We start from the raw sequence: 26294 nt of genomic DNA, 5'->3' as shown, positions 1-26294 counted from the left end.
CCGGCTACGCTACCGGGTCCGCCCGTGACCGGGTGTCCCGGCGCACAACCCGGCGCAACCGGACGAATTGCCCAGCGGCGCACGACCAACGGCGCGCTGGAAACCCCCTGGTTACCGCGAGGACGGCAGTCGATGTCGTACTGTGCCCGCGTGCCGCCATCTGCCCTGCGCGACCGTAAACGGGAACGTACCCGCCGTGCTCTGCTCGAGGCCGCTGTCGAGCTGTTCGAGAACAGAGGCTACGAGGAGACGACCGTGGCCGATATCGCCGCCACGGCCGATGTCGGCACCCGCACGTTCTTCAATTACTTTGCCAGCAAGGAAGAACTGCTGTTCCCCGAACCGGACGAGCGGGTGCGCGCCGCCGTCGTCGCGATCGGCGGGCGCAGGCCGGGCGAACGTCCGGTCGAGGTGCTGCTGCGCGCGCTACGGGCCGCGGGGGACAACCCCGGTGACCACCTGATCGACGACCTCAACGCCAGGATCGCCGCGGTGCGCGCACAGGTCTCGCGCACCGTGCCCGCGGTGAGCGGTCGGGCCGCGCACGCCCAACTACTCGCCCAGCGCGAGATCGGCAGGCAGTTGCACGCCGCGTTCCCCGAGGAATTCGACGAAGTCGGGGCCGCGGCATTGGTCGGCGCGGTGGTCGGCGCGGTCTCCGGAGCGCTGACGGTTCTTTTCCAGCAACCGCATTCGAGCCAGGAGGACGGCGAGCGACTGCATCGCCGGATCCACGAGACCACCTCGCGGGTACTGCAACCGTGGCTGTCCGCGCCCCACCCGACCCGCGCCGAAACCGTCGGCTGAGGGCTCCCGATCAGGCGAATTGCTGCCAGCCCAGCCGGATCACCATCCCGATGACCACGACCAGCAGCACCACGCGGACGAATTCGGCGCCCTTGCGCAGGGCCATCCGCGAACCGGCCACGGCACCGGCGACATTGCCCACCGCCATGGCCGCGCCGAGCGCGAAGAGGATGTGGCCGGTGGCGCCGAAGTAGATCAGCGCACCCACATTGGATCCGCAGTTGATCACCTTCGCCATCGCGGCCGCCCGGACGAATTCGGTGCCGAGCACGGTCGCGAAGGTGATGATCAGGAAAGTGCCGGTGCCGGGGCCGAGCAGGCCGTCGTAGAACCCGATCAGTCCGGCGGCCAGTCCGACGACCAGGATCACCTTGCGCCGCGTCGGCGGGTGCGTCGCCATGGTGATGCCGATCGACGGGCGCAACGTGACGAAGATCGCGACCCCGACCAACACGACCATCACGATCGGGACGAACAACTCGCGGTCGATCAGCGACACCGCCGCCGCCCCGAGCCCGGCCGCCACCGCGGCGATCACGGCGGCGGGCAGCAGGATCCGCCACCGCATGGGCACCTTGCGGGCGAAGGTGATCGCGGAGGCCGACGTCCCCGCGACCGCGGCCATCTTGTTGGTGCCGAGCGCCGTCTGCGGCGCGATACCCGGCGCTACCAGGAACAGCGTCGGCAGCACGATCAACCCGCCGCCGCCGACCACCGCGTCGACCCAGCCCGCAGCGGTCGCGGCGACGAGCAGGGTCGTCCAGTCCGCGAAATCCACCCCGTCAGCCAACCAGACGTCCCATGATTCGACGCGGGTGGCGTCCGCGGGGAATCGGGCACGCCGCCGCGGTCGGGGTCCACCGCCGCGCCGCCGCCCTAGGCTGAGGTTCGTGCGTCGGTTCAGTCTGTGGCTTCGCGGCAAGCCGCTCGTAGCGGATTCCATCCTCGCGTTCGGACTGCTGCTGCTGGATCTGACCGGACTCGGCGAAAGCCGGGAGAAGGTCGTCTACCTGGTGATCGGCGGATTGCTGCCGATTCCGGTGGCGTTCCGTCGCGCCTATCCACGGGCCATGTCGGCACTCATGCTGCTGCTCGCGCTGAGTACGTCGGCGGTGAACTATCTGCTCGACGATCACGCGAGTCATCCGGCGCTGCTCGCGCTCGGCATCATGCTCTACACCCTCGTCGCGTACGTGGGCAGGCGCGAAGGGCTGCTGCTGCTGGTCGGCTTGGCGATCGAGAGCACCGTCTCGGTAATTCTGCTGGATCAGCCGGTGCCGTCCACCGTCGCGTTCATCTCGCTGTTCTACGCGCTGTGCTGGACGCTGGCCGAATTCAACGGCGCGCGCCACGCCTACGATTCGGAGGTCGCGGCCCGGCTCGCCGTCGCCGACTACGACCGGGAACGGCGCACGCACGAAGCGGTGGCCATGGAACGCACCAGGATCGCCAGGGAACTGCACGATGTGGTCGCGCACGCGGTGAGCGTGATGATCGTGCAATCCGACGGGGCCCGCTACGCGCTGCGCCGGGATCCCGACGTCGCCGAACAGGCGATGGCAACCGTCGCGGCCACCGGGCGCGAGGCATTGCGTGAATTGCGCCGCACCGTCGCCCTGTTGCGCACCGATCACGCGCCCGACAGCCTGCCCCAGCACGGGACCGCGGGACTGGCCCGATTGGTGGAGATGATGCGCGGCACCGGACTTGCCGTCGACACGGAACTCACGGGCGGACTCGACGGGATCGCGCCGGAAGTCAGCCTCGGCGTGCACCGCGTCATCCAGGAATCGCTGACCAACACCCTGCGGCACGCCGGACCGAATCCGAAGGCCTGGGTTCGCGTGCGACGACGCGACGCCGATGTCCTCGTCGAGGTCACCGACACCGGCGGGATACCGGTGCACGGTCCGCCCGGGAGTTCGATCGAGGGCAGCGGCATGGGCCTGGTCGGTATGCGCGAGCGGATCGCCGTCCTCGGTGGGACGCTGGAGACCGGCCGGATGCCGGACGGGGCCTGGCTGGTGCGCGCCACCATCCCGCTCGACCCCGGCCTGTCCGACTGAGCCGGGTTCGAGCGGGTCAGACGACGAGAATCTCCAGGTCGCGCAGGATCTCACTGGCGGTGATCGGGTCGAGGACCTCGAATCGGGTGTCGCCGCACCGGTGCCACCAGTGCCGGGGCGGCCCGGCCGCGAGTTCGACCGAGACGATCCCCTGCTCCGGGATCGACAGGGGATCACCGGCATCGATGCCGTCGTCGAGCACGATGAGCACCTGGAGGTCGGCGCCGACCGGGCGGAACAGGTAATCCTGGACTCCGCCGTCGGCCGGTGCGCTGCGTCGCCAGCCGGAATCCTCCAGTCGCAGCAGCGCGCTCGTCGCCACCATCCGATCCGCGAAACGCGCCAGCGAGGTGGCCGCCGCTTCCTCGGCCGAGAGCCGGTGCACCGTCCGGTCGAGTTGCGGGAACGGCTGCCTGATCCGGTCGTCGGCGAATCGGGCAGCCCAGTACGGAAGCCGCTCGCCTAGATGCAGCGGATGCGCGATGGCGACTTTCTCGGTGCGCAAGTCCAACGGACGGTCGGCGTGGTCGCGCAGTGTGCCGTCGGCCGCGAGATGGAAGGAGTCCGTCGGGTGCGCGTCGTCGTCGAGGACCACCCAGACCAGTTGCCGCGCGAGATGACGCAACAGCGGGTGCTCGAGGAACGCCGTGCGATGTTCGGCGGCATACCAGGTGCGTCCACGCACCATCGCGGCCTCGAGTCGCCGCGCCTGCTGGGCGGCGACCGCTTCGACCTCCCGTTCGAGGTCGGTGAAACGTTCGGCGGTCGGCCGGGCGAGGGTCCCGCGCAACAGTGAGCCGACACCGGGTTTCGGCTGCGCGACGAATCCGACGAGCGAGATGCGGGTGCCGTCCGCCAGCACCAGGGTTCCGTCGGATTCCAGGCCGCAGGTGGGGACCTGGCGGTCGGCCAGTTGATCCGCGCTCAAGCCGATCCGATCGGCGACCGCGGACACCCCGCGCTTGGCCTCCGCGTGCAATTCGTCGGGCGGCAGGATCAGGGTGAGGCGGATCAGTTGGGTGAGCGCGGCGTCGGTGCCGATCGCCGTCAGCACCCGGATAGCGGTGACGGCCCTGCTGTGCCCGGCCGGTCCGTCCCAGGTGACGAGCAGTTCCGCGAGGGTGCGCGCGGTGGTGTCGTCACCGGTTCGCGCCAGCGCCGTCAGCACCCAGTCGTCGGAGGGCGGATAGCCCGCGGCGCGCCACCGCTCGAACAGCGCGATACCGAACGCGGCGCGATCGGCGGGATCGAGTTCGGCGATCAGCGCGTCCACGTAATCGTGTTCGGGTCCGGCGAGCAGGGTGCACAGCCGCATGGCGTCGGCGGGCGCCAGCGCGGGCAGCGCGGTGAGATCCAGCCACGGCCGGAAGTCGAGCGGTCCGTCGACCGGTGCGCCGAGTTGCTCGCCCAACAGCGCCGCGCACGCGACGCCGCTGTCGTCGCCGCGGTGGGCCGCGGTCGCGAGCAGTCGGCGCGCCCGCTCGGGAAACGCCGTGACCGCGCCGCGCAACGCGGTGCGCGCGCGACGGTCGGGCAGCAGGTCGATCAGCAGGTCGAAGGCCTCGTCGGTGGGAAAGTCGGCCAGGATCTGGACCGCCCGGTGGTACATGTCGTCGTTGGCCTGCGCGACGCAGGCGGCGATCGACGCGGCGGCGGCGGGCCCGAGATGGGCGGCCACGCTGTAGAGCACGTGCGGGTCGCGGGCGAGCACTCCGTGACCGGCGACAGCGGCGACGCGTTCGGCCTGGGCGGGGGTGGCGGCCGCGCTGAACAGGGCGGCCACCGTCCAGTGCCGATCGATGCCGTCTCCCAGTTCCGCGACGGCCTCGTCGACCCACTCGGCTTCGCTCGGCGCGAGATAGGCCAGCAATCGACGCGCGTAAGCGTCGCCGCGCAACGCGGTGAGCACTCCGATGGCGCGCGAATACGATTCGTCGGGCGCGACCGCGAGGAAGGCGCGCAGTCGCCGTGCCATCGGCCGGGTCGCGGTGGTGGCCGCGTCCGTGTTCCTCCGGACGGCCGCACCGGCCAGCCGCGCGCCGATGCCGTCGTCCGTACCGCCCTCGCCCGCGCTGTCGGGGCGAACCAGCCGGACCCGGCTCACATGGACGAGCGCCTCGGCCGCGAATTCGAGGCCGTACCACTCCACCAGCAGGTCGGCGACGTCACCGCGATCGGGTGGCGGCAGCATCCGCAGCAGCAGCGCGCTGATCACACCGGAACCGACCGGTTCGCCGATGCCCGATTCCAGTACCGCGAGCCCGCGTGCCGCGATGACGGGATCGGAAGCGGGGTGGGCGAGTACGGCGCGCAGCGCGTCCACCGAGTCGTAGAGCAGTTCGCGAACCCGTTGCGCGGCCGCCGAATCCACCGCGACGCGACACTGTCCGCGTCCGCGCCACGGCTCGGTACGACGCCACCAGCGCGCGGGAACGATCCATGTCCGCTCGTCGGAGCGCAGCCGTGCGAGTGATTTCCTGTCGGACACCTCGTCCCCCCGGGTCTATGTCTGGTCGAACCGAAAAGGATATCGCGCAATACCGACAGGAACGAACTCGAACGGCTCGCGCGCGCATCGCCGCCGGAATTCTTTCAGTAACCGCGCGGATTTCGAAATCGGCGCGCACGCAACCGAACCGGATCGCGCGATGTCGTGAATGGTACGGATCCCGCGGGGTCGAGGCGTCGCTCGCGACGCCGTGGGCACGCGCGCGCGGGGGCAGGTCCTAGATTGGAGAGGTGCCGATCACCGTGCTCGTCGTCGACGACCAGGAACTCATGCGCATGGGTCTGAAGATGGTGCTGGGCGCGCAGCCGGATCTCGAAGTGATCGGCGAGGCCGAGAACGGCGCGGTCGCGGTCGCGCGCGCCAAGGAACTGCGGCCGGATGTGGTGCTGATGGATGTGCGCATGCCGGTGGTCGACGGTGTCACCGCGACCGGACGCATCATCGAGGCGGGCGACGGCTGCAAGGTGCTGGTGATGACCACCTTCGACCTCGACGAGCACGCGCTCGGCGCGTTGCGGGCCGGCGCGAGCGGATTCCTGCTCAAGGACACCCCGCCGGAGGATCTGATCTCGGCCATCCGCAGTGTCGCGGCCGGTGACGCGGTCGTCTCGCCCAAGGTCACCAAGCGACTGCTCGACCGGCTCATCGCCGACGATTCCGGCGGTATGCGCGATCCCGGCGTGCTCGAGGTGCTGACCGCGCGCGAACGCGAGGTGCTCGAACATATCGCGGCGGGGCGATCCAATGCCGAGATCGCCCGGCAGCTGTACCTGTCGGAGGCGACCGTGAAGACCCACGTGGGGCGGGTGTTGACGAAACTGGGGCTGCGCGACCGGGTGCAGGCCGTGGTCCTCGCCTACGAAACCGGTCTGGTCCGCCCCGGCGGCTGACGCGCCGGGGGTCTCAGCGAGCTATCAGGCGCGACCGGGAGAAAAACCGGGCTCTCCGGCGTTGTACCGGGTAGATCCTTCGAAAGGAACGCCGATGCCCGCCCTGATCTTCGCGCTGTACGTCGTCACCGAGATCGCCGCGCTCTTCGCCGTCGGTCATTTCCTCGGCGTCGTGCCCGCGATCCTGCTGCTGATCGCCGTATCGGCCGCGGGCATGCTGCTCCTCGGTTCGCAGGGCCGCCGTGTCATCGAACAGTTCCGCCGCGCCGGTCGCGGCGACCTCGATCCCGGTACCGCTGTCGCGGACGGCGCGCTCGTCGCGGTGGGCGGCGTGCTCATGTTCGTGCCCGGTCTGGTGACCGGACTGATCGGCCTGCTGTTCCTGCTTCCGCCCACCCGCTTCCTCGTGCGTCCCGTCGTCACCGCGGTCGCCGCCCGGCGGATCGGGAGATTCGCCGCGGCCCGGCCGTATCGCGGTGTGGTGATCGACGGCGACGACGTCATCGACGGCACCGTCGTGCAGCAGTGGTACGACGACGGACAGGGCAACGCCCGCCGCGCGGTCGGCCCCGCCTGATCCGGGCGTCCACGCGCACTCCGGCGAGCGGCCCCCTCGAGCGGATGCGGCAGACTGATCCCCCGTGAGTACCCAGTTGCTGCTCGGCGGTCGTATCTACAGTTCCAGTGCCCCCGACGCGACCGCGATGGCGGTCACCGACGGAATGGTGGTGTGGCTGGGAGCCGAGAAGCCGGGCCGGGCCTTGCACCCGGATGCCGAGATCATCGACGTCGACGGCGCGTTCATCGCACCCGCCTTCGTCGACCCGCACGTGCACGTGACCGCGCTCGGACTGCAACTGACCGGACTCGACCTGTCCGGCGCCGAATCCCTCGGTGCCTGCCTGGACCTGGTCCGCGCCTACGCGACCGGCCATCCGGAGGGCGCGATCCTCGGCGACGGATGGGACGAGACCCGCTGGCCCGAGGGCAGGCCGCCGACGGTCGAGGAGATCGACGCGGCCGCAGGGCCCGGCAGGCAGGCCTATCTGGCCCGCGTGGACGCGCATTCGGCGGTGGCATCGACGGCCCTGCTCGACGCGGTTCCGCAGGTGCGCTCGGCGACCGGATTCACCCGTGGTGAGCCGGTACGGGCCGCCGCCCACCACCTCGTACGCGCCACCGTGCTGGCGGGTCTGGATCGCACGCGCCGCGATCACGCGCGCCGCGCCGCGCTCGACGCGGCGGCGGCACACGGCGTCGCCGCCGTGCACGAATGCGGGGGGCCCGAGATCGCGGGCCGTACCGATCTGCGCGAACTGCTCGAATTCGAGCACGGGGTCGAAGTGCGGGCGTACTGGGGTGAGGCGGTGCGCACCGCCGATCAGGCCCGCGAACTGCTCGGTGACCTCGGCGCGCACGGCCTGGCCGGTGACCTCTTCGTCGACGGCTCGCTCGGCTCGCATACCGCGTGGCTGCGCGAACCCTATGCCGACCACGCCACGTCGGGACTCGGATATCTCGACGCCGACGCGATCGAGGCGCATGTGCGCGCCTGCACCGAAGCGGGTATCCAGGCCGGATTCCATGTCATCGGCGACGGGGCCATGGCCGCGGTCGTCGCGGGCTTCGAGCGGGTGGTCGACGCGCTCGGCGGTCCGGCCGTCGCGGCCCGCGGACACCGTCTCGAACACACCGAGATGCTCGACGCCGAGCAGATAGCGAAACTCGCGGCGTGGGGTGTCATCGCCAGCGTGCAGCCCGGATTCGACGCGGCGTGGGGCGGCGGTTCGGGCATGTACGCCGCGCGACTCGGCGCCGAGCGCGCCGCCGCCATGAATCCCTTCGCCGCCATGGCGTCCGCCGGTATCGCCCTCGCCATCGGATCGGACGCCCCGGTCACCGCGCTGAATCCGTGGGCCGCCGTGCGCGCGGCCGTCAACCACCGCACCGCGGGCAGCGGCATCTCCCCGCGCGCGGCCTTCTCGGCCGCCACCCGCGGCGCGTGGCGGGCGGGCGGCGTCCGCGACGGACTCGCGGGCACGCTGGTTCCCGGCGCCCCCGCCTCCTACGCGATCTGGGAGGCCGACGAACTCGTGGTCGCCGCGGCCGCCGACAGCGTGCAGCGCTGGTCGACCGATCCGCGCTCCCGGGTGCCGGGACTGCCCCCGTTGGACGCGGACGCCCCGCTGCCCCGCTGCCTGCGCACCGTCCATCGCGGAGTCACCATCCATGAAGCCTGATCCCGTCGTCGCGGCCCCGGGGACCGAGGCGGTGTCGCGGTGGCGGTCGGTTCCCGACGTCGTCGGCCGGTACCCGGTCCCGGCACGGGCGCTGGCCGCCGTGCTGGCCGGAGTGCTGCTGTTCGGCAGTTTCCCGCCGCGCCCGTACTGGTTCCTCGCCCCGGTCGGCCTCGCCGTGCTGGTTCTCGTGCTGCGCGCGCCCGGCGGGCTGCGCGGCGGGTTCGGATACGGGATGCTGGCCGGACTCGGCTTCTTCCTCCCGCTGCTGCCGTGGACCGGGATCTACGTCGGTCCGGTGCCGTGGCTGGCCCTGTCGACGGTATGCGCGGTCTTCCTCGGCGGTTTCGGGGTGCTCGCCCGTCTGCTCGGCAGGTTGCCGGGGTGGCCGGTATGGCTGGCACTGGCCTGGACCACGGGGGAGTGGGCGCGGTCGAGTTTTCCTTTCGGCGGGTTCCCCTGGGGGCGTGTGGCTTTCGGCCAGGCCGATGGCTGGTATCTGCCGCTGGCGATGATCGGCGGCGCGCCGCTTGTCGGATTCGCGGTCGCGCTCACCGGTACCGCCGCCGCCGCGCTGGCCGAACGCCTGTGGGCGCTGCGAGCACCGGGGTCCGCCTCGAACGAGGCCGCACCGGTCCGCGCGTCACGGCGCGGAATCGTCACCGCCGCGGTCACTCTCGCGATCCTGCCGCTGGCGGGCCTGCTGCTCCGCTCCGCGCTGCCGGGCCCGCAGGACGGTGAGCGGATGATCACCGTCGCCGCAATCCAGGGCAGCGTGCCCCGGCTCGGCCTCGATTTCAACGCACAGCGACGAGCCGTACTGGACAACCATGTCCGGCGCACCGAGGAACTGGCGCGCGAGGTCGCCGCGGGCCGGGTGAAAAAGCCCGACGTGGTCATCTGGCCGGAGAATTCCTCCGATATCGACCCGTTGCGCAACGCCGACGCCGCGGCGTTGATCACCGCCGCCTCCGAGCGGATCGGCGCGCCCATCCTCGTCGGGGCCGTTCTGGTGAACGCGGACCGCACCACCAGCAATTCGGTCATCGTCTGGAACGGCGCCGCCGGACCGGGTGAGCGTCACGACAAGAAGATCATCCAGCCCTTCGGTGAGTACCTCCCGATGCGCGGATTCTTCCGCCTCTTCTCCGACTACGCCGATCGGGCCGGGTACTTCGTCCCGGGACACGGTGACGGCGTCGTCCACGCGGCCGGGACCGATATCGGCGTCGCGACCTGCTACGAAGTAGCGTTCGACCGCGCCTTCCGCGATTCGATGCGCGCGGGCGCGCAATTACTGACGGTCCCGACCAACAACGCGACCTTCGGCGACAGCGAGATGACCTATCAGCAACTCGCGATGTCGCGGGTGCGCGCGGTCGAACACGGCAGGGCCCTCGTCGTCGCGGCGACGTCCGGGGTCAGCGCGATCATCACCGCCGACGGCGACATACAGGCCGAGACGCCGCTGTTCGTGCCGTCCGCGCTGGTAGCGGACCTGCCGCTGCGAAACGAAAAGACAATCGCCACGCGAATCGGCCCCGCGCCCGAACTTCTCTCGGTTATCCTGACCAGTGCCGCGGTGGTGTTTGTGCTCTACCGGCGTCGAAGGCGCGCGTGAGCGCCTCGAACGATCCGGGACCGGATGCTTCGTCGATCGGGACGCGATACCCGATCCGCCCTTGATCCCGGGGCGGTAGGGGCTCTTTCTCTCCACCAACCGAACATCTCCACCAACCGAACAATCGTTCTGTTTCGGGGCCGGGTTGTCTGATTACCGCCGGTTCCGAGCGTTCCATGCTGTTCGCCAGTCTGTTGCTGATGTCGCCGAGATCGCCATCCAAGATCACCGCCGATAACCGTGCTACCGCCGGTGATCGCTCGATGGTCGGCGGTGGGAACGCCCGGTTAGCGGGAATATAGCTAGCGAAAATCGCCGTCCTACACCGGCGTTCGATGCAAAACAAATCAAGCACACCGGCCATCCGCCGGATGTGGTGCTCCGAATCATAGGGCGTGGATCAGGCTCTACGGCTGGCGCATGCGCGCGGGTCGTGGTGGTGCTCGGGGAGTTGCGTCAACTGCGGCAGAACGGAGTGATTGATGAGTTCATTGGCCACCGATCGCGTAGACCAATGCTCTTCCGGCGAATACTCGCCACAGCCATTCGCACTCTCTCCCGCACAGACAGCTCTGTGGTACGCCCAGCGCATCCGTCCGGATGTGCCGCTGACGATCGCCCAGTACGTCGAATTCCGCGGCGACCTCGATATCGGCCGCCTGCTGTACGCCACCGAGCGCTACGGCGCCGAGTCGCAGGCGGGCTATGTCCGTCTGACCGAGATCGACGGCGTCCCGCACCAGTACATCGACCTGAACTGGCGTCCCGGCTGGGGCCGGATGGATCTGCGCGACCAGGAGGATCCCAGAGCCGCCGCCCTGCGGTGGATGCACGAACACGCGGGCTCCCCGATCGACGTCGAACACGACCCGCTCAGCACGAACGTGATCCTGCGGGTCGGTGACGCGGAGTATTTCTGGTACGCGCGTGCCCATCACATCGTCATCGACGGCTACGGCTCCATGACCGCGATGACCAGGGTCGCGGAGATCTACACCTCCCTCGAGGAGCACACCGAGCCCACGGTGTCGCGCGCCACCGATCTCGCCGCGATCTACGCGGGCGAGTCGACCTACCGCGCGTCCAAGCGGTTCGTCACCGACCGCGACTACTGGATGGAACAACTCGCGGGCGTCGGCGCGCCCAAGAGCCTGTCCAGCGTGAACACGTCCAGTTCGGTACCCGCCGCCGCGCGCTGGCTGGCCGGTGACGTGCTCGACGACCGGGCCGACGCCGCCCTCGCCGCGGTCACCGCGGCCAACGGCGCGCACCCGTCGACCGTCTTCGTCGCGGCCCTCGCCTGCTACGTGCGCTCGGTGACCGGCGATTCCGAGGTGGTGCTGAGCCTGCCCGTCTCGGCGCGCACCACCGTCACGCTGCGGCGCTCGGCCGGTGTCGTGTCGAATGTCGTGCCGCTGCGCATCCACTTCGACGACGACACCACGATCGCCGACGTCGTGCGCCGCGCGGAACTCCAGATCACCGGCGCGCTGCGGCATCAGCGCTACCGGCACGACGATATCCGGCGTGACTGCGGCTATTCGCGCGACGCCCGCGGGTTCTTCGGGCCGATGGTCAACATCATGCTGTTCCACAACGAGCTGAAATTCGGCAGTCTCACCGGTTCGCTGCACGTGCTCGCCACCGGCCCCGTCGAAGATCTGTCGATCAATCTGTACAACGGCGAGGGCGGCCGTATCCACATCGACTTCGAGGCCAATCCGGGGCTGTACTCGGAGAACGAGGTCACGGGGCATCAGGAGCGTTTCTTCGATTTCCTCGGCAGATTCCTCGAGTCCGAAGCCGATACTCGGGCCCTTGCGCTCGCCGCCATCACCGAGCCCGAACGCGCCAGAGTGCTACACACCTGGAATTCCACGGATCAGCCCGTTTCACAGGGCACTCTCGCGGGGCTGTTCGCCGAGCGCGTGGCGGACAGCCCCGATTCGGTGGCGGTGGAATACGACGGTGAGACGCTGACCTATCGGGAACTCGATCAGCGCGCCAACCGGCTGGCCCGTCGGCTGATCGTGCGCGGTGCGGGACCGGACCGGACGGTGGCGCTGTGCCTGCGGCGCAGTGTCGAACTCGTCGTCGGCATGTACGCGATCATCAAATCCGGCGCGGCCTATCTGCCGCTCGATCCCGACCATCCGGTCGAGCGGATCGACGGCATCCTCGAGCAGGCGCGGCCGGTCTGCGTGCTGACCGCCGCCCGCGACGCGCTCACCCTGCCGCACAGCGCGGCGACGATCGCGCTCGACCTGCTCGACCTGCGCGAGATCGACGCGAGTCCGGTCACCGACGGCGACCGCCGCGCCCCCCTGCGCGGTGACGACCTGGCGTATGTCATCTTCACCTCCGGCTCCACCGGAAAGCCCAAGGGCGTCGGGGTGTCCCACGCCGCCATCGTGAACCGCTTGCGCTGGATGCAGCACGAGTATCCGCTCGACGCCACCGACGCGGTATTGCAGAAGACCCCGGCAACATTCGACGTGTCGGTCTGGGAGTTCTTCTGGCCGTTGCAGATCGGCGCCAGGCTGGTGGTCGCCGACCACGACGGTCATCGCGATCCCGCCTACCTGGCCGCGATCATCGCCGAGAAGAACATCACCACGGCGCATTTCGTGCCCTCCATGCTGTCGGTGTTCGTCACCGACGCCGATATCCGCGGCTGCACCGGCCTGCGCCGGGTCTTCTGCAGCGGCGAGGCGCTGCCGTCGGCGACCGCGCGCGGTTTCCACACGGCGCTGCGCGGTACCGAACTGCACAACCTGTACGGCCCGACCGAGGCCGCGGTCGACGTCACCTACTGGCCGTGCCCGCCGAATCCGGACTCAGTGCCGATCGGCTCCCCGGTCTGGAACACCAGGACCTACGTACTCGACGCGCACCTGCAGCCGGTGCCGCCGGGGGCGGTCGGCGAGCTGTACCTGGCGGGTGTGCAGCTGGCACGCGGGTACATCGGTCAGCCGAGACTCACGGCCGATCGGTTCGTCGCGAACCCGTTCACCCCCGGCGCGCGGATGTATCGCACCGGTGACCTGGCGCGCTGGCAGGTCGGCTCCGATTCCGAGCGCGGAGTGCTCGAATACCTGGGCCGCACCGATTTCCAGGTCAAGATCCGCGGTCTGCGCATCGAACTGGGCGAGATCGAATCGGCGCTGCTCGCCGAGCCCGGCGTCGCCCGCGCGGTCTGCGTCGCGCACGCGGGTCGCAAGGGTGACGAACTCGTCGCCTACGTCGTCGCCGCACCGGGGGAATCGGAGCGATCGGAGGAAACGGGGGGCATCGACACGGCCGCCCTCGTCGTCGCCCTGCGCCAGACCCTGCCCGGATACATGGTGCCGTCGGTGGTGATGGAACTCGACGAACTGCCGCTCAGCGCGAACGGCAAGATCGATCGCAAGGCACTGCCCGCGCCCGTGGTGACCGTCCGCTCACATCCGGTCGCCGAGCAGCCCGCGACCGAGCTGGAACGCTCCCTGGCGGCGATCTTCGCCGAGGTGCTCGATCTGGACGAGGACGCGATCGGCACCGGTGACAGCTTCTTCGACCTCGGCGGCAACTCGCTCGTCGCCGCGCGCGCGGTATCGCGGATCAACGCGAACCTCGCCACCGGAATCACCATCCGCGACCTGTTCGAGGCCGCGACCATCGCGGGACTGGCCGAACTGCTCGCCACGCACACATTCGACACGGTCTCGCCGCGCCTCGTCCCGATGAACAGACCCGAGCGGGTGCCGCTGTCCCTGGCCCAGCAGCGGCTCTGGATCCTCAATCGTTTCGCCGAACACGCGGCCGCCTACAACATGCCGCTCGCGGTGCGCCTGGAAGGGCCCGTCGATATCGAGGCCTTGCGCGCGGGCTTGACCGATGTGATCGAACGGCACGAGAGCCTGCGCACCACTTTCCCCGAATCGGCCGACGGCCCCTACCAATTGGTGCACCCGACCGCGGAGATCCCGCTGTCCCTCGAGCCGGTCGACGCCGACGGCGCCGACGCCACCGCGCTCGCGACCGAATTCGCCGGATACGGTTTCGATCTGCGCGGACAGGCGCCGATCCGGGTCGCGCTGTGGGCGACGGGGCCGAATCAGTACGTATTCCTCGTGGTGCTGCACCACATCGCGGGCGACGGCTGGTCGATCGCCCCGCTGGCGCGCGACCTGATGGTCGCGGTCGCCGCGCGTGCGCGCGACGCCGCGCCGCGGTGGAGCCCCCTTCCGGTGCAGTACGCCGATTTCGCGCTGTGGCAGCGGGAACTGCTCGGCGACGAAACCGATCCGTCGAGCGCGCTCAGCAGGCAGCTCGCGTTCTGGCGCACCGAATTGGCCGGTCTGCCCGATCAGCTCGATCTGCCGCTCGACCGTCCGCGTCCGCTGCGCAGGACGACGGGGGGCGGCACGGTCGGATTCACCATCTCCGCCGAAACACGCAGGGCGGCGGGTGAACTGGCCGCCGCGCGCGGTGTCAGCATGTTCATGGTGCTGCACGCGGCGCTCGTGACCCTGCTGTCGCGGCTGTGCGCGTCGACCGATATCGCGATCGGCACCCCGATCGCCGGTCGCTCCGATCCGGCGCTGGACGAGCTGGTCGGCATGTTCGTCAACACCCTGGTGCTGCGCACCGAGGTCGAGTCGGCCCGTGGCTTCGACCGGATGCTCGACGTGGTCCGCGAAACCGACCTGAACGCCTTCGCCAACGCCGATGTGCCCTTCGACCGGCTGGTCGAGGTCGTCAACCCGGAACGCTCCACCGCGCGGCACCCGCTGTTCCAGGTGATGCTGTCCTACGACCGGACACCGGAGATGCGCGTCGACCTGCCCGGTGTGCGCACCGAGGTACTCGAGCTGGATTCGGCGATCGCCAAATTCGATCTACAGCTCGAAGTGCGCGAGGACGCGACCGACGGCCCGATGCACGCCGAATTCGGCTATGCCACCGATGTTTTCGACGAGGAGACGGTCACCTCCTTCGCGCGTCGATTCGTCGCGGTACTCGATTCGGCGGTCGCGGCGCCGAAGGTTCCGGTGGGCGACATCGATCTCCTCGACCGTCGCGAGCGCGCCAAACTGGTCCCCATCGCCGGTGGTCCCGGTGAGCCGCCGGTCACCCTTGCCCGCATGCTGTCGGAAACAGCCGAGCGCATGCCCGAGCGGGTCGGCGTGCGCTACCAGGGGCGCGACACCACCTACGGCGAGCTGGACGCCATGTCCAACCGGCTGGCACGCGTGCTCATCGATCACGGCGCGGGCCCCGAGGTCGTCGTCGCCGTCGCACTGCCGCGCAGCCTCGACTCGATCCTCGCGATCTGGGCGGTGGCGAAGACGGGTGCGGCCTACGTCCCGATCGACCCGAGCTATCCCGCCGAACGGATCGGCCACATGATCGCCGATTCCGGCGCCATGCTCGGCCTGACCGTCGCCGATTCGCTGATGGCCATGCCCGCCTTCCCCGACACCCACGGCAAGCATCGCAACACCTCCCTGGACTGGCTGGTGCTCGGCTCGAACGCGCTGGCGGGCGAACTGGCCGAATACACGACGGCGCCGGTCACCGACGCCGAGCGGCACTACCCGCTGCGCATCGGCCATCCCGCCTATCTCATCTACACCTCGGGGTCGACCGGCAAGCCCAAGGCCGTCGTGGTGACCCACGGGGGTATCGCCTCGCTCGCGCGGGAGCAGATGTACCTGTTCGGCGTCACGGAATCGGCACGCACACTGCACTTCTCGTCGCCGAGCTTCGACGCCTCGGTGCTGGAGATGCTGCTCGGCTTCGCGGCGGGCGCCACGATGGTGGTCGTCCCCTCGGGTATCTACGGCGGTTCCGAACTCGCGGACGTGCTGCGCCGCGAGCGGATCACCCACGCGTTCATCACCCCCGCCGCACTCAACACGGTGCCCGACGACGATCTCGACGATCTCCAGGTCGTCATCGTCGGCGGCGAGGCGTGCTCGGCCGAACTGGTGCAGACCTGGTCGGCGCGCCACCGCATCCACAATATGTACGGCCCGTCCGAGGCCACGGTCGCCGCGACCGCGTCGCGGGCGATGGTGCCCGGCCTTCCGGTGCCACTCGGCCTCCCTGTGCGCGGCATGCGACTGTTCGTGCTCGACGCGAGGCTGCGTCCGGTGCCGCCGGGCACTCCCGGCGAGCTGTACCTGTCCGGGCCCGGCCTGGCGCGCGGCTATCTGGGCCGCAACGGGCTGACCGCACAACGCTTTCCGGCGAATCCGCTCGGACGGCGCGGCGAACGGATGTACCGCACCGGGGACCTGGTGGTGATCGATCACACCGGGCATCTGCGCTTCCTCGGCCGAGCCGACGACCAGGTCAAGATCCGGGGTTTCCGGATCGAACTCAGCGAGATCGACCATGTGCTGCGCGCGCATCCGGGGGTGCAGTTCGCGCTCACCGTCGTGCACACCGACGAGCACGGCCAGCCCCGCCTCGCGGCCTACGTCACCGCGGACGAGGGCGTCGACGCGATCGCCGTCGCCGATACCGCGCGTCAGCGGCTGCCCGGCTACATGGTGCCCGGGTCGATCACCGTGCTGGACGACATGCCGGTCACGCCCGCGGGCAAACTCGACCGCAAGGCGTTGCCGGAGCCGGTCTTCGTCGCGATCGGCAGCTCGCGGGCACCGGAATCGGCCGCGGAGTTCCGGGTCGCCGCCGTCTTCGGCGAGGTGCTCGGCAGGCCGGTCGAGGGCGCGGAGGACAGTTTCTTCGACGTCGGCGGCAACTCGCTGCTGGCCACCCGCCTCGCCGCCGCGTTGCACACCGAATTCGGCGTCGATCTGCCGGTGCGGGAGATCTTCGAGGAGCCGACCGTGGCCGGGGTGGCCAGGCGGATAACGGAAGCGCCCCGGACGCAACGGATGGCGCTGGCGGTACACACCCCGCGCCCGGGACGCCTTCCACTGTCGCTGCCGCAGCAGCGACTGTGGTTCCTCAATCGATTCTCACCCGAATCGAGCGCCTACAACATCGCTTTCGTCATTCGCGTCGATGGCGAACTCGATATCGACGCGCTCGGTGCCGCGCTGACCGATGTGGTCGACCGGCACGAGGTGCTGCGGACGATGTTCCCGGAGGACACCGAGGGCCCCCAACAGGTCGTGCTCCCGATCTCCGAGGCCGCCCCCGTCCTGCATCCGATCACGACCGACGACGAGGGCGCGCAGCGGGCGCTGCACACCATGGCGCGCAGCGGATTCGACCTCACCCGCTCGACACCGCTGCGTATATCGTTGCTGCGCACCGCATCCGACCGTCACCTGCTCGGCATCGTGATCCACCACATCGCCGCCGACGGCTGGTCGCTCGGTCCGCTGACCCGCGACCTCGCGGTCGCCTACGCGGCGCGGCAGGGTGGCGCCGCGCCGGTCTGGGCGCCGCTTCCCGTGCAGTACGCCGACTTCGGGCTGTGGCAGCGGGCCTGCCTGGGCGACGAATCGGATCCGGCGAGCGTCGCGAGCACGCAGCTGGAATTCTGGCGCACCGCACTCGCCGACGCTCCGGAGGAACTGCCGCTGCCCTACGACCGCCCGCGCCCGGCGCAACCGACGCACGCGGCGGGTTCGGTACGGCTGTCGGTACCGGAGTCGGTGCGGCACGGCCTGACCCGGCTGGCCGCCGAACAGGGCGTCAGCATGTTCATGGTCCTGCGTTCGACACTGGCGGTCCTGCTGCGCGTCGTCACCGGAGGCCGCGATGTCGTGATCGGCACGCCGGTCGCCGGTCGCACCGACACCAAACTCGACGAGTTGGTCGGCATGTTCGTCAACACGCTGGTGCTGCGCTCCGATGTCGATCCCGACAGTTCCTTCGCCGCGCTGTTGAAGACCGATCGCGACACCGAACTCGCGGCCCTGGCCCACGCGGACCTCCCCTTCGAACGGGTCGTCGACGAGTTGGGCAAGCAGGCGGGCACGGGTAGCCGTCCGCCGCTGTTCCAGGTGGCGCTCACCGTGGACGACAACCCGGTGCCGTCGCTGCGCCTGCCCGGTCTGGCACTGCGCGCCGAGGAACTCGATATCGCGCTGGCCAAATTCGATCTCGAACTGCGTGTCACGAGCACCGGTGACGAGGCCGACCACGCGCTTGGATTCGAATTCCTCTACGCGGCCGAACTTTTCGACAGCGCCACGATCGAGATACTGGCCGACCGCTTCCTGCGGGTGCTGTCGGCGGTCACCGGTAATCCGCGGGTGCTCGTCCGCGATATCGACGCCAGGACCGAGCAGGAACGGCGAACGCTCGCACCGGCTTCGGGTGGCCCGATCGTGGCCCCGCGCACACTCGCCGCCTACTTCACCGGAACCGCGCAGCGGTATCCGCAGCGCACCGCGGTCGTCTACGCGTCCACCGACGGCGAGGCACTGACCTACTCGGAACTGGACCGCCGCTCGAACAGCATGGCGCGGGCGTTGATCGCGCGTGGCCTCGGCGCGGGCGATCGGGTGGCGCTCGGCCTGACCCGTTCCATCGAATCCGTCGTCACGATGCTGGCCGTCACCAAATCCGGCGCGGCGTTCGTCCCGGTCGACCCGAAGTACCCGGCCGACCGGATCAGGCACATGCTGACCGATTCCGGCTGCCTGGTCGGTCTCACCGATTCGACCTACGCCGACACCTTGCGCGCCGCCGGGCACGAACCGGGGACGACCGGTCCGGTCACCGACTGGCTGTTGCTCGACGAGCCGGGATTCGCGGCCGAACTCGCGGCCCGCGACGGAAGCACCATCGAGGACGGCGAGCGTCTGCGCCCGGCCAGGATCGCCGATCTCGCGTACCTGGTCTACACCTCGGGTTCCACCGGGAAGCCCAAGGGCGTCGCGGTCACCCACGCCGGGTTGTCCAACCTCGCGGACGAATTCAGCGAACGTCTGGACGCCGGACCGTTCGCGCGCACCCTGCACTTCTCGTCGCCGAGTTTCGACGCGGCGATCCTGGACCTGCTGCTCGCGCTCGGCGCCGGCGCCGCGATGGTGATCTGCCCACCGGACATCTTCGGCGGCGACGAACTGGCCGAACTGCTCGAAGGCGAGCGGATCACCCATACGTTCATGACACCCGCCGCGCTGGCCACCATCGACCGCGATCGCTGGGAACTGCCGCATCTGCGCTCACTGCTCATCGGCGGCGAAGCGTGCAGCCCCGATCTGGTGGCTCGGTGGGCGCCGGGACGCAACCTCTTCAACGGGTACGGGCCGACCGAGACCACGGTCGTCGTCACCATGGCGCAGGTCGACGTCGGCCTCCCGATCACCATCGGTTCGCTGGTGCGCGGCTCGCACGCGGTGATCCTGGACGAGCGGATGCGTCCGGTGCCGGTCGGCGTCCCGGGTGATCTGTACCTGGGCGGACTCGGTGTGTCACGCGGCTACTTCGAGCGTCCCGCGCTGACCGCGGGCCGTTTCGTGGCCGACCCGTACGGACCCGTCGGTTCGCGGATGTACCGCACCGGCGACATCGTGCGCTGGGACGCGGCGGGGGAGATCGTCTACCTCGGCCGCAGCGACCACCAGGTGAAGATGCGCGGTTTCCGCATCGAACTCGGCGAGATCACCTCCGCGCTGAGCGGACACCCCTCGGTCCGGTTCGCGCATACCGAGGTCCGCCGTATCAACGACGCCGACCGCATCGTGTCCTTCGTCCACCCGACCGACGAAGCGGCCGGGATCGACACCGACGCGGTACGCGCGCATGTCGCCGGACTGCTTCCGGTCCATATGGTTCCGGCCGCGATCACGCTGCTCGACCGGATCCCGCTGACCCCGACCGGAAAACTGGATATCGCCGCCCTGCCCGAGCCGACCTTCGGCGCCGCGCGGGCGGCTCGTGAACCCGCGACCGAGGCTGAGCGGCTCGTCGCCCGCATCATGGGCGAACTGGTCGGCGCGGAAACCGTCAACGCCGACGACAGTTTCTTCGAGATCGGTGGAAACTCGCTGCTGGCAACACAATTCGTGGCCAGGCTGGCGGCGGCAACCGATACCAGGATCGAGGTGCGCACGGTCTTCACTTCGCCCACCGTCGCCGAGATCGCCGCGCTGCTCGATCCGTCGACGACGGTGTCGGTGGACGAGGAGCAGCGGAAGACCCGTCGCGACGATCGTCCGGCCCTGGTACGCCGGGTACGCCCGGAGCGCATCCCGCTTTCGGCGGCGCAGCAGCGACTGTGGTTCCTCAACCGCTTCAACGACGGGGCCGATTCCGATCACGCCGCGGGCGCGTACAACATCCCCGTCGTGCTGCGGCTGCGCGGCGCGCTCGAGACGCGGGCGCTGGTCGAGGCCCTGCACGCGGTGCAGCGCAAACACGAGACGCTGCGCACGGTGTTCCCGGAGATCGCGGGCGCGCCCGTGCAGCAGGTACTCGATCCGGTCGACGCGGCGATCACGCTGTCGCGCGTCACGGTGACGGCCGACCGGGTCGCCGACGAGGTGCGTCGCGTCGCCTCGCCCGGATTCGATCTCGCCGACACGGTGCCGGTGCGAGCCGCGCTGATCACCGTCTCCGAAGACACCTATGTCGACGCCGGTGTGGGGTACGAGCACGTGCTCGTACTCGTCGTGCATCACATCGCGATGGACGGCTGGTCGCTGGAACCCCTCGCCGCCGATTTCGTCGAGGCGTACAGCACGATCGTCAGCGGCGCGGAACCCGCGTGGCTCGCGCCGGAGGTCCAGTACGCCGACTACACGCTGTGGCAGCGCGACGTACTCGGCACCGAGGACGATCCCGATTCGGTGATCAGCAAGCAGCTCGCCTACTGGCGCGACACCCTGGCCGAGAATCCGGAACTGCTGAGCGTGCCCGCGGACCGGCCGCGTCCGCCGGTGCCCTCCTACCGTGGCGGCATCGTGGAATGCCCGATCGACGCCTACACCCACCGGGAACTGCACACGGTCGCCAATGCCAACGGCGTCAGCATGTTCATGGTGCTGCACACCGCGCTGGCGGTGCTGTTGCACCGGATGACCGGGGTGGACGACATCACCGTCGGCACTCCGATCGCGGGGCGCGGACATCCCGCGCTCGACCGGATGATCGGCATGTTCGTCAACACGCTCGTACTGCGCACCCGGGTCCGCCCCGACGCGGCCTTCACCGAGCTGCTCCGGGCCGTGCGCGATACCGATCTCGACGCGTTCGCCCACGCCGACCTCCCGTTCGAGCGCATGGTCGAGGTGCTCAACCCCGCGCGGTCGCGTTCGCACCATCCGCTGTTCCAGGTGATGCTCTCGGTGCAGAACCAGCCGGTCGGCGCGGTCGAACTGCCGGGTCTGCGCATCGAGGCGGGCGATGTCGACACCGGGATCGCCAAATTCGATCTGCAGTTCACGCTGACCGAATCGCACAGTTTCACGGAGGGGCGGCGGCAGCCCGACGGCATCAACCTGTCGGTGAACTACGCCGCCGATCTGTTCGACGCCGCGACGGCGCACCGGCTCGCCAAGCGGCTGGCCCGCCTGCTGAGCGCGGTGGCGGCCGGTCCGGCCACGCCGGTCGGCGATCTGGAATTGCTCGATCCGGCCGAATGGTCGGGACTGGCCCCAGTGAGCGGCGCCGAGGCGGATCGTCCGCTCACCCTGCCCGCGGTCTTCGCGGCCGCGGCTGCGGTCGATCGCGACGCCGTGGCACTGCGTTCCCACGGCACCAGGATCACCTACGACGCACTCGACCGCTGGACCAACCGGCTCGCCCGCGTGCTGATCGGTTACGGCGTGGGCCCGGAAACCCTGGTGGCGCTGGGTATTCCGCGCTCGGTGGAGTCGGTGGCCTCGGTACTCGCGGTCTCCAAGGCGGGCGCGGCGTTCGTACCGGTCGATCCGCTGTATCCGGCCAACCGGATCAGTCACATGCTGTCGGATTCCGGTGCGGCGCTGGGCATCACCCTCGCCGACTACCGTGACGAACTGCCTTCCGACGACGCCGAGTGGATCGTGCTCGACGACGACGATTTCCGCGCCGCTGTCATGACCGCGTCCGACGCGCCGATCACGCAGGCGGACCGGATCACCGAGTTGCGGGTCGACAATCCCGCCTACGTGATCTACACCTCCGGCTCGACCGGCACCCCGAAGGGCGTCGTCGTCACACACGGTGGGCTGTCGAATTTCGCCGCGGAGACCGCGCAGCGTTTCGACGTCCGGCCCGGCTCGCGTGTCCTGCACTTCGCGACGCCGAGTTTCGACGCCGCCATGCTCGATCTGCTGCTGGCACTGGGCGGTGCGGCCACCCTGGCGATCACTCCGCCCGGTGTGGTCGGCGGCGCGGACCTCGCTCGCGTCTTCATCGAGGAGCGCATCACCCACGCCTTCATCACCACCTCGGCGCTCGGCACCGTCGACCCGGCCGGTGTCACGGAACTGGCGCACGTGCTGGTCGGCGGTGAGGCGCTGCCGCCGGATCTGGTGACCCGCTGGGCGCCGGGACGCAACCTCTACAACGTGTACGGCCCGACCGAGACCACGATCGTCACGGTGATCGGTCAGCCGCAGGTGCCCGGTGGTCCGATCACCATCGGCGGCCCGATCCGCGGTGTCGGCGCCACCATCCTCGACGCGCGCATGCACCCGGCCCCGGTCGGCGTGACCGGCGAACTGCATCTGGCGGGTAACGCGCTCGCCCGCGGCTATCTCAACCGGCCCGGTCTGACCGCGCAGCGGTTCATCGCCAACCCGTTCGGCAAGCCGGGTGAGCGGATGTACCGCACCGGTGACCTGGTGCGCTGGTTCGCCGGTGCGCGACAGGCGCCGATGACCCGCGCTCTCGGGCGCGACGCCGAGGAGGAACGCGCGACACCTCGGGCACGCGAGATCGAGTACGTCGGGCGTACCGACCATCAGGTGAAGATCCGGGGCTTCCGGATCGAACTCGGCGAGATCGACACGGCGCTTTCTCGTCACGATGCTGTTGAATTCTCGACCACCGTCGGCCATCGCACACCCGCCGGTGTCACCGCGCTGGTGGCGTACGTGAAACTTCGTCGCGGCAGCGGGGTCGCGGTCGCCGAACTCGTGTCGCACGTGTCGGCGCTGGTGCCGAATTACATGGTGCCGCAGTCGATCATGCTGCTGGACGAGGTGCCGCTCAGTCCGGTCGGCAAACTCGATCGAAAGGCGTTGCCCGAACCCGTCTTCAGCGCGACCGGCGGTTACCGGGCACCGAGCACGGCGACCGAAGCGGTGTTGTGCGCGGCGTTCGCCGAGGCGCTCGGCGCGGAGACCGTCGGCGTCGACGACGGCTTCTTCGAACTCGGCGGCAACTCCCTGCTCGCCACCAAGGTGGTGTCGTCGGTGCGCGAGGCCGGAATCGAACTGTCGGTGCAGATGATGTTCGGCGAGGCCACCCCGGCCGCGATCGCCGCGAGGATCGACGGCGACGTCGATCCGGCCGTGGCCATGGCGGCGGCCCTGGCGCCGATGCTGCCGATCCGGCCTACCACCGGGTCGTCCCGTGCGCCGCTGTTCTGCGTGCACCCCGCGATCGGGTTGTCGTGGTGCTACTCGGGTCTGCTCGCCCATCTCACCCCGGACCGCCCGGTATACGGATTGCAGTCGCCGCACGTGGCGGGAGAACAGGGGTTCGGGTCGATCGTCGAAGCCGCCCGACGTTACGTGGACAGGATCAAAACGATCCAGCCGTCCGGCCCCTACTACCTGCTCGGCTGGTCACTCGGCGGTCTGATCGCCCACGAGGTGGCGGTGCAGTTGCAGCAGGCCGGTGACGAGGTGGCGCTGCTGTCGATGATGGACAGCTACCAGCTCTCCGACGAACTGCTCGAACACGCGATCCCCGGCGTCGCCGAAATCGTCGCCGAATTCGGCAGCGACCTGCTCGACGGCGGCGAACTCGATCCGGGAATGGATCTGCGCGCGGCGGCGGATCTGCTCCGCTCACGGCCGGGCCCGTTCGCGGCGCTCACCGTCGACCACTTGGAAAGGCTGTACGAGGGATACGCCAACGGCACGGTGCTCGCGCACGGTTTCCGGCCGCGCACCTTCGTCGGCGACCTCGTCTTCTTCAGCGCGGCGGACGACGAGATCAATCGGGCCGATCCGGCCCGCCGGGCGACGGCGTGGGAGTCCTTCGTCACCGGGACCGTCCACGATCACCCGCTCCCGTGCCGCCACGCGGCAATGACGACCCCCGAATCGCTCGCTGTCATCGGTCCGGTGCTGCACCGGCATCTGGACGGCGCCGCCGGAACCGCAAAGGACAGGTGAGGTGCGCTCATGAGTTTCGCCGTAGAAGTGCAGGGACTGTCGAAGAATTTCGGCAAGGTCCGCGTACTCGACGATATCGACCTGCAAATCCCCGCGGGCACCGTCATGGGCCTGCTCGGACCCAACGGCGCCGGTAAGACCACGACCGTCCGGATCGTCACCACACTGCTCGCGCCGTGTGCGGGATCGGTGCACGTGGCCGGTGTCGACGTCCTGCGCGATCCGGCCGGAGCGCGACGGCGTATCGGGCTCTCGGGCCAGTACGCCGCGGTGGACGGCAACCTGACCGGATACGAGAACCTGCGCATGGTCTCCCGGCTGTACGGCATGTCGCAGCGGCAGGCGTCGGCTCGGGCGGCCGAACTGCTCACCGCCTTCGGCCTCGACCACGCGGCGCATCGCCGCGCGGGCACCTACTCCGGAGGTATGGCGCGCCGCCTCGACCTGGCGGGCGCGCTGGTGGCCCGGCCCGCCGTGGTCGTGCTCGACGAGCCGACCACCGGACTCGATCCGCGCGGACGCCTCGATATGTGGCAGGTCATCGGTGATCTCGTCGACGACGGCACCACCGTGCTGCTCACCACCCAGTATCTGGAAGAGGCCGATCTGCTGGCCGACCGGATCACCGTCATCGACAAGGGCAAGGTCATCGCCAGGGGTTCGGCCGACGAGCTGAAGACCTCCATCGGCGGCGACCGACTGACCGTCACCCTGGCCGCAGGTCAGCGGATGGCGCCCGCGTTGCGGGTACTCGCCCAGGTCGGGGTCGGCGAACCGCTGCACGAGCCCGGTACCGACGAGGCGTCGGTGGTCGTCGGCGACGGATCGCGCACCATGGTCGAGGCGCTGCGCAGGCTCGACGACGCGGGCGTGTGCGTGCTCGACGCGAATGTGCACCGGCCGAGCCTGGACGACGTATTCCTTTCTCTCACCGGAACTCCCGCCGACGACGCGGTCGCGCGGGAACCGGAAACCGATGACGTACAAGAGGAGATCATGTCGTGAGTGTCGCCGGTACCGTCGTGAAAGACGAAGCGCCGCGCGCGGATTCCGCCGTCGATACGGCGAAGACGCGGGTGAACACCGAGATCACCGCGCCGCGCGTGCGGGTCTTCCGTGACAGCGCGATCGTGGCCTACCGCAATCTGCTGACGATCCTGCGGGTGCCGACGTTGCTCGTGACCGCGACGATCCAGCCGCTGATGTTCGTCTTCCTCTTCGCCTACATCTTCGGGGCGTCGCTGGGCGGCAGTCAGTACCGCGAATTCCTGCTCGCGGGCATCTTCGCGCAGACCGTCGCCTTCAACGCCGCGTTCACCACCGTCGGTCTCGCGGGCGATCTGCACCAGGGCATCATCGACCGCATGCGCACGCTGCCGATGTCACGGCTCGCGGTGCTGATGGGACGCACGCTGTCCGATCTGGTGGTCAACATCCTGAGCCTGATCGTCATGGTCGGCTGCGGCTACGTGGTCGGCTGGCGGATCAACGGCAGTGTCGCCGACGCGGCGCTCGCGTTCGGCGTCATCCTGCTCTTCGCGTTCGCGATGTCGTGGGTCGGTGCGCTGACCGGCCTGATGTCGCCCACCGTCGAGGTGGCGCAGAGCGCGGGGCTGATCTGGTTGTTCCCGCTGTCGTTCATCTCCTCGGCGTTCATCTCCGCCGAGACGCTGCCGGGCCCGCTGCGCACCATCGCCGAGTGGAATCCGATCACCGCGGTCGCGGGAGCGGGACGCGAACTCTTCGACAACGGCGCGCCGCCCACCTTCACGCCCGCCAGCGGGTGGGCCGCCGATCACTGTGTCCCCTATGCGATCGCCTGCTCGCTGGTGATCCTTGCCGTCGCCGTGCCGCTGGCCCTGTTGCAGTACCGCAAGGTCGCCAGTCACTGATCGTCCGCCGACGTGACGGGCGGAGG

Annotated in this window: 11 protein-coding genes; 9 read left to right on the top strand and 2 right to left on the bottom strand. The window is 69.6% G+C overall.

Features of this window, described 5'->3' with window-relative positions:
• The first annotated feature begins 150 nt into the window (after positions 1-150).
• Positions 151-807, top strand: coding sequence for a TetR/AcrR family transcriptional regulator (locus tag JZ792_RS12500; RefSeq protein ID WP_308165275.1), 657 nt, complete (start codon positions 151-153; stop codon positions 805-807).
• A 10-nt stretch (positions 808-817) separates the two neighbouring features.
• Here JZ792_RS12500 and JZ792_RS12495 read toward each other — a convergent pair whose 3' ends face one another.
• Positions 818-1585 (bottom strand): sulfite exporter TauE/SafE family protein, encoded by a 768-nt coding sequence (locus JZ792_RS12495; protein WP_216910271.1) that lies wholly within the window; start codon positions 1583-1585, stop codon positions 818-820.
• A gap of 112 nt (positions 1586-1697) precedes the next feature.
• Here JZ792_RS12495 and JZ792_RS12490 point away from each other — a divergent pair, with 112 nt between their 5' ends.
• Complete coding sequence (locus JZ792_RS12490) at positions 1698-2873, top strand: sensor histidine kinase (protein WP_216910175.1); 1176 nt, start codon at positions 1698-1700, stop codon at positions 2871-2873.
• 16 nt (positions 2874-2889) lie between these two features.
• Here JZ792_RS12490 and JZ792_RS42920 read toward each other — a convergent pair whose 3' ends face one another.
• Positions 2890-5361 carry a DUF4132 domain-containing protein gene (locus JZ792_RS42920; RefSeq protein ID WP_216910173.1) on the bottom strand — a complete coding sequence of 824 codons (2472 nt, stop codon included), beginning with the start codon at positions 5359-5361 and terminating at the stop codon, positions 2890-2892.
• 251 nt (positions 5362-5612) lie between these two features.
• Between JZ792_RS42920 and JZ792_RS12480 the strand changes: the two genes are divergently transcribed.
• The 7 genes from JZ792_RS12480 (at position 5613) to JZ792_RS12450 (ending at position 26268) form a co-directional block, all read left to right on the top strand.
• Positions 5613-6272: a response regulator gene (locus JZ792_RS12480; protein WP_216910171.1), complete on the top strand. Its 660-nt coding sequence runs from the start codon at positions 5613-5615 to the stop codon at positions 6270-6272.
• Between the two features lie 94 nt (positions 6273-6366).
• Positions 6367-6849 (top strand): FxsA family protein, encoded by a 483-nt coding sequence (locus JZ792_RS12475; RefSeq protein WP_216910169.1) that lies wholly within the window; start codon positions 6367-6369, stop codon positions 6847-6849.
• A gap of 64 nt (positions 6850-6913) precedes the next feature.
• Complete coding sequence (locus JZ792_RS12470) at positions 6914-8512, top strand: amidohydrolase (protein WP_216910167.1); 1599 nt, start codon at positions 6914-6916, stop codon at positions 8510-8512.
• Complete coding sequence (gene lnt / locus JZ792_RS12465) at positions 8502-10130, top strand: apolipoprotein N-acyltransferase (protein WP_216910165.1); 1629 nt, start codon at positions 8502-8504, stop codon at positions 10128-10130. The genes JZ792_RS12470 and lnt overlap by 11 nt, the downstream gene beginning before the upstream one ends.
• Before the next feature lie 482 nt (positions 10131-10612).
• Entirely contained in the window at positions 10613-24376 is a 13764-nt protein-coding gene (locus tag JZ792_RS12460; RefSeq protein WP_216910163.1) for a non-ribosomal peptide synthetase, read from the top strand.
• A 9-nt stretch (positions 24377-24385) separates the two neighbouring features.
• Positions 24386-25381 (top strand): ATP-binding cassette domain-containing protein, encoded by a 996-nt coding sequence (locus JZ792_RS12455; protein ID WP_109530568.1) that lies wholly within the window; start codon positions 24386-24388, stop codon positions 25379-25381.
• Positions 25382-25452: 71 nt separating this feature from the next.
• Positions 25453-26268: an ABC transporter permease gene (locus JZ792_RS12450; protein WP_216910269.1), complete on the top strand. Its 816-nt coding sequence runs from the start codon at positions 25453-25455 to the stop codon at positions 26266-26268.
• The last annotated feature ends 26 nt before the right edge of the window (positions 26269-26294 follow it).

This window comes from Nocardia noduli (assembly GCF_019038455.1).
Lineage (GTDB): Bacteria > Actinomycetota > Actinomycetes > Mycobacteriales > Mycobacteriaceae > Nocardia > Nocardia noduli.
Note: the sequence above shows the minus strand (reverse complement) of the source record. Positions and strands in the feature narration are given on the sequence as shown.